This is a genomic window from uncultured Sphingorhabdus sp. (genome assembly GCF_937872355.1).
Lineage (GTDB): Bacteria > Pseudomonadota > Alphaproteobacteria > Sphingomonadales > Sphingomonadaceae > Sphingorhabdus_B.
In genome coordinates, this window is record NZ_CALMSV010000015.1 from 1 (window position 1) to 5,243 (window position 5,243).

Here is a 5,243-nt window from a genome sequence, read left to right on the forward strand (position 1 = left end):
CCAAGCCGGATGGCGGGGGGGGGGGGGCGGCGCCACCGGAGGGTGGGGGGGGCGGGGCGAACGTTCTGCCGGCGCGCGGGGCGCGCCCCCGCGGGCCCCGCCATTCGGCGATCGCACCAATGGATGTTGAAGCGACTGTGAGCGCTGTGATCCATGGAAAGAGGTTGATCTACCCGATTGAGTCCGATTTTTCACCGGGATTGCTCGCGATGGCGGATGCAGGTCGGGTCGAAACTATTTTGAACCATTTGGTCCAGAACGCGATCGATGCGACCGACGACGGATCCCCGATCCGAGTCAGTGCTGCGCGACAGGATGATTGGGTTGCCATCAGGGTGACGGACAAAGGTTGCGGCATGACAGAAGTGTTTGTGGCCAACCAGCTTTTCAAACCGTTTGAGTCCACCAAAAGTGGCGGCTTTGGCATCGGCGCTTATGAAGCCCGCGCATTGGCACAGTCGCTAGGTGGGCATCTGCATGTGGATAGCCGCATAGGGAAGGGGACACGAATGACGCTGCTGCTGCCCGCGGCAAAAGAAGCGTTACAAGTCAACGACATCGATGAGGCGGCATGAGCATGGAACAGCCAAAGAAAAAACTGCTGATTGTCGAGGACGACCAGGGTCTGCAGCGGCAACTGAAATGGTCCTATGAGGATTTTGAGGTTTTCTGCGCGTCGAACCGTGCCGAGGCCATGGCGTTGCTGCGCACGGAGGAACCCGATGTGGTGACACTCGATTTAGGTCTTCCGCCTGATCCCGACGGCGTGACTGAGGGCTTTGCCGCGCTAGAAGAAATGCTATTGATCAAGCCGGATACCAAGGTGATCGTTGCTTCGGGTCACAATGCAAAAGAGAGCGCACTGCATGCCATCTCTGCCGGGGCGTGGGATTTTTACCAGAAGCCGGTTGATATTGATGAGCTGCACCTGATCGTAAAGCGCGCCTTTCATGTGCGTGACCTGGAGTTGCAGAACCAGAAGGCACAGGCACCAGCGTCTGATGGTGAAATGCTGTTCGGTTCGATGATCACCGCGTCCCCCGAAATGCTTAAGGCGGCGCGCACGATTGAGCGGGTGGCAAATACCAAAGCGTCGGTTATGCTGTTGGGAGCCAGCGGCACCGGCAAGGAACTGCTGGCGCGCGGGTTGCACGACGCAAGCGAGCGTAAAGGCAAACCCTTTGTTGCGATTAACTGCGGTGCAATCCCTGAGACCCTTCTTGAGTCCGAACTGTTCGGGCATGAAAAAGGTGCTTTTACCGGTGCAATCAAGACCACCGAAGGCAAGATAGAATTGGCCAATGGCGGCACGCTGTTTCTTGATGAAGTGGGAGACATCCCGCTGCCGTTGCAGGTGAAACTGCTGCGCTTCATCCAGGAGCGCGTTATCGAGCGCATTGGCGGGCGGAAAACCATTCCGGTAGATGTCCGCATCGTCTGTGCGACGCACCGCGATCTCAACCAGATGATCACGGACAAGACATTTCGCGATGACCTGTATTACCGTCTGGCCGAAGTTCCGGTTCATATCCCCCGGCTGGCTGATCGGCAGGGTGATGCAGTTCTGCTGGCGAAGCATTTCCTCAGCCGATTTGCCCGAGAGATGAATCCATCGATCAAAGGTTTTGCCTCGAGCGCGCTGACCGCGATTGATCAATGGGAGTGGCCAGGCAATGTCCGCGAGCTCGAAAACCGTGTAAAGCGTGCAGTAATCATGGCAGAGGGTAAGTTCATTACCGTCGATGATCTCCAGTTTGATCTGATCGATGACGATGATCGTTTTCTCAACCTGAAGGCGGCACGCGAAGCTGCAGACAGGCGGGCTATAGGTCGGGCCATCGCGCGCACGGAAGGCAATATTTCCAACGCCGCCAAGCTGCTGGGCATCAGTCGACCAACGCTCTATGATCTCCTGAAACAATATGAGATCCATGTCTGATGCGCCACGCCTCTCGCCAGTTGCTGACTTCGGGATTGCGGAGCGTGCTGGCGATTGCGTTACTGGCGGGCATCGCTCACGCGGCGATTGACGAGGGCGCTCGCGAAGCTTTTGAGGCCGCGCAAAACTATATTGATCAACGCGACCTCAGGTCAGCCAAGGTCGAACTGCTCAACGCAACGGCCGCAGAACCCGAATGGATCGAGGCGCAGCTGAAGCTGGCTGAAGTTTCGCTGGAACTGTTCGATCCGGTGACTGCCCGCGAACATATCGACAAGGCCATAAAATTGGGAGCGCCGGAGACGGCGTACAGCCACCTGCTCGGTCATGCGCTTTGGCTTTCGGGTGAGACCGGTAAGGCAGAGGCGGCCTTGACCCAAAAGACTGTGGCCCGCGCCAACATGCCCTATGCCTATCGCATATTGGGCCGTGTCTATATGGATCAGGGCGATACCATTGCGGCCGGACAGTCGTTCGATAGCGGTCTCAAACTCGCACCCAAAGATGATCGTCTGTGGACCGAGGTTGCGCGGCTTCGCTATGTGGTTTCGGATCTGGGTGGGGCGACAGCGGCGCTTGAGCAGGCGGTGGCGTTGAACACCGCAAATGTGCGGGCGCTTGAGTTGCGTGGTCGGGTGGTGCGCGACCAGTTCGGGCTGGCGGCGGCGCTTCCATGGTTCGAGCGCGGATTACAAATCGACCCAAATGACGTGCCGTCACTTGAAGAATATGGCACGACGCTGGGTGAGATGGGCCGCTATCGCGACATGCTGGTGCAGGCGCGCAAGATACTGACGCTCGACACAAAAAATGCCAAAGCTTTCTATATGCAGGCTACATTGGCGGCGCGCGCCGGGAATTATGCGCTCGCCCGACGCATCATGGGCAAAGTCGGCGGGCGTTTTGCCGAGCTGCCGGGGCCGCAAATGCTTGTCGCGGTCAGCGAATATGAACTGGGCAATTTCAACACCGCAATCGAAATCTTGACGCGACTGGTTTCCGCACAGCCACATAATATCGAACTGCGGACTTTGTTGGCGCGCGCGCTGCATCGGTCCGGTGACCAATCAGCAGCATGGGATGCAATCGTACCCGTCGCCAACCGCGAAGATGCCGATCACTACAGCGTAGCGCTTGCTGGCCGCATATTGGAAGCATTGGGCGAGCGTGATGCCGCCGCGTTCCGTCTGGACAGGGCAGCCTATCCGAAGATCGTCACCCCCTCGGCGCTGGCTGAAACACAGTCGTTGGGTGCGGCTGCGGCCGAAGCCGCACGCGAGCCAAAAAATGCGCGCAAGGTTTTGCCCTATGTGCGTCTTTTGTTGTCCGCAGGGCAATATGGGCAAGCCCGCCAAGCCATATCTCCGCTGGTTACCGGAAATGACGGGGTAGTCGATGCCCAGCTGATCGCTGGTGATGTCGAACTTGCGGCCGGGAATAGGGTAGGGGCGATTGCGGCCTATGAGAAGGCCCGCAAGGTTGCCCTGAATGATGCCGTGCTGGGGCGGCTGGTCGCGGCGTATCGCGGTGCTGGCAATGCCAATGCGGCCAGCAATGTGATTGCCGAATTTCTGGTCTACAACCCTTCCAGCCTGCTCGGGCAAAGGCTTGCCGCTTTTGATCTGATCGATCGAAAGCTGTGGGATCAGGCGTTGCCCATATTGTACCGTATGCGTGCGCGGACCGGTTTCAACGATTCTGTGTTGAACGCCAATATCGCGCGCACATTGACCGCGCTGGGTGAACATGATGAGGCGGTGCGAGAGGCGCGTCTAGCCTATCGTATCGATCCAGCGAATTTGATGACGACCTATGCTTATGGTCGGGCAGTGATGCTGCAGGGCGAAGACCCAAAACGCGCCCGCGACTTATTGCGCAAGGCAAGCAAGCTGGCGCCTGACGACAAGGACATCGCGCGCGATTACCGCGCAGCGCAAAAACTTTAAGAAAGCGCGAGCAGTTCTGCTGGATCGATTCCCGCACGCTGCATCTGCGCGCGCACTTCGGGCCAGACATGGCTGATGAAATGGTCGCGTTCGGTGGTCCGCAGGCGCGCGACCGCCCCACGGGCTACAAACAGCCCGACACCACGCTTCACATCAACCAAGCCATTGTCCTGAAACAATTGATAGGCCTTGGCCACCGTCAGCGGATTAGCACCCTGCTGCGCGGCGAAGGCGCGGACCGAGGGGAGCATATCACCTTCTGAAAAGCGGCCATCAAGAATGGCTGCGGCGATCTCGTCACGCAATTTCAGATATACGGGCTTGCTCTCGGTTTTCATAACCACCTTACTGCCATAACACAGTAGGTCGCGTCAAGTTTAAGGTAATTATCCCTTTGGGACAAGTAGCGTGACTCTTTGTCTAATGGGTGATAACCAGCCCAAATGTCCAAAAGTCTTTTCGTTCTGTGGAGCGCGTTACCAACTCGTATCTTTGGGATGGTCGGTTGGCTGGCTATGTTGTTCGCGACTGCGAAACCAAAATCAGCAAATAAATGGCTGGATTGGATAATGACAACGGAGCAAATCCAATTTTACGGAACTATCGGGTTTGTAGCGTTCACACTTTACTGGCTTATTTGGTTTTGGTTGAGGCCCAATGGAGAACCAGCGAGCGCCGGTGGAGTATCGCAGTCGCCTGTAACGCACGGCCATAGTTCGCCATCGATCGCGGGCAATTACAATACAGTAAATCTCAACTTCACTCCCGCAACGGTTAAGCGTTATAGCCTAGAGAATGTTGACGCTCTTGCCCGCGCGCTTGGCGCAAGCTCGACCCACTGCCCCGAAACTCCTATTTGGCAGGTGGTCGCATATGTTGCTTCGATCCTAGATGACAGAGATTCAGAGCAAAACTACCCTACCGCAAGGCTAGATATCAGGCAAAAGGCGATAGAAAACCGTCTGCGAATTTGGGGTCGGCCAACTGTGCCGATTGTTGAGCTAAGCCAAAGGCCTGAACCCCGCCCGATTTGGGAGCCTATCCCTCAAAGCCACTGGCGAGACTATGGGCTAGACCCCGCATCCGCTGATCCAAATGCCACCGAAAATCCCCATACCACAGCAGATAGTCGTGTAATGAGTGGAATTGTTAGCGGTCGATACTGGGCGTTGCGCGTTGACCAATCAAAAATTGAAGAGATATGGCCTAGCGACACAAGTAGAGAACCCTTCGGAAGAAGGCCTAGGCCTGGTGGCCCAAATGATTGGATGGCAGGAACATGAAAAATGACACGCAACGCTTCGACGCGCTCCTAAAGGCGATGACAGGGCCTAACGCACAAAGCCCGTCATCAACTC

4 protein-coding genes are annotated in these 5,243 nt (G+C 56.8%); 3 read left to right on the top strand and 1 reads right to left on the bottom strand.

Translation table 11 applies throughout. The features are described from left to right. Positions 1–119: 119 nt before the first annotated feature. The 3 genes from Q0239_RS00710 to Q0239_RS00720 are packed head-to-tail and all read left to right on the top strand — an operon-like array spanning position 120 to position 3,885. Entirely contained in the window at positions 120–575 is a 456-nt protein-coding gene (locus Q0239_RS00710) for an ATP-binding protein (protein WP_298596838.1), read from the top strand. Between the two features lie 2 nt (positions 576–577). Then, positions 578–1,939 carry a PEP-CTERM-box response regulator transcription factor gene (gene prsR / locus Q0239_RS00715; protein WP_298596841.1) on the top strand — a complete coding sequence of 454 codons (1,362 nt, stop codon included), beginning with the start codon at positions 578–580 and terminating at the stop codon, positions 1,937–1,939. Further along, positions 1,939–3,885 carry a tetratricopeptide repeat protein gene (locus Q0239_RS00720; protein WP_298596844.1) on the top strand — a complete coding sequence of 649 codons (1,947 nt, stop codon included), beginning with the start codon at positions 1,939–1,941 and terminating at the stop codon, positions 3,883–3,885. The genes prsR and Q0239_RS00720 overlap by 1 nt, the downstream gene beginning before the upstream one ends. On the opposite strand, the gene Q0239_RS00725 is transcribed toward Q0239_RS00720, so the two are convergent. Next, entirely contained in the window at positions 3,882–4,223 is a 342-nt protein-coding gene (locus tag Q0239_RS00725; RefSeq protein ID WP_298596847.1) for a GntR family transcriptional regulator, read from the bottom strand. The genes Q0239_RS00720 and Q0239_RS00725 overlap by 4 nt on opposite strands. Between the last annotated feature and the right edge of the window lie 1,020 nt (positions 4,224–5,243).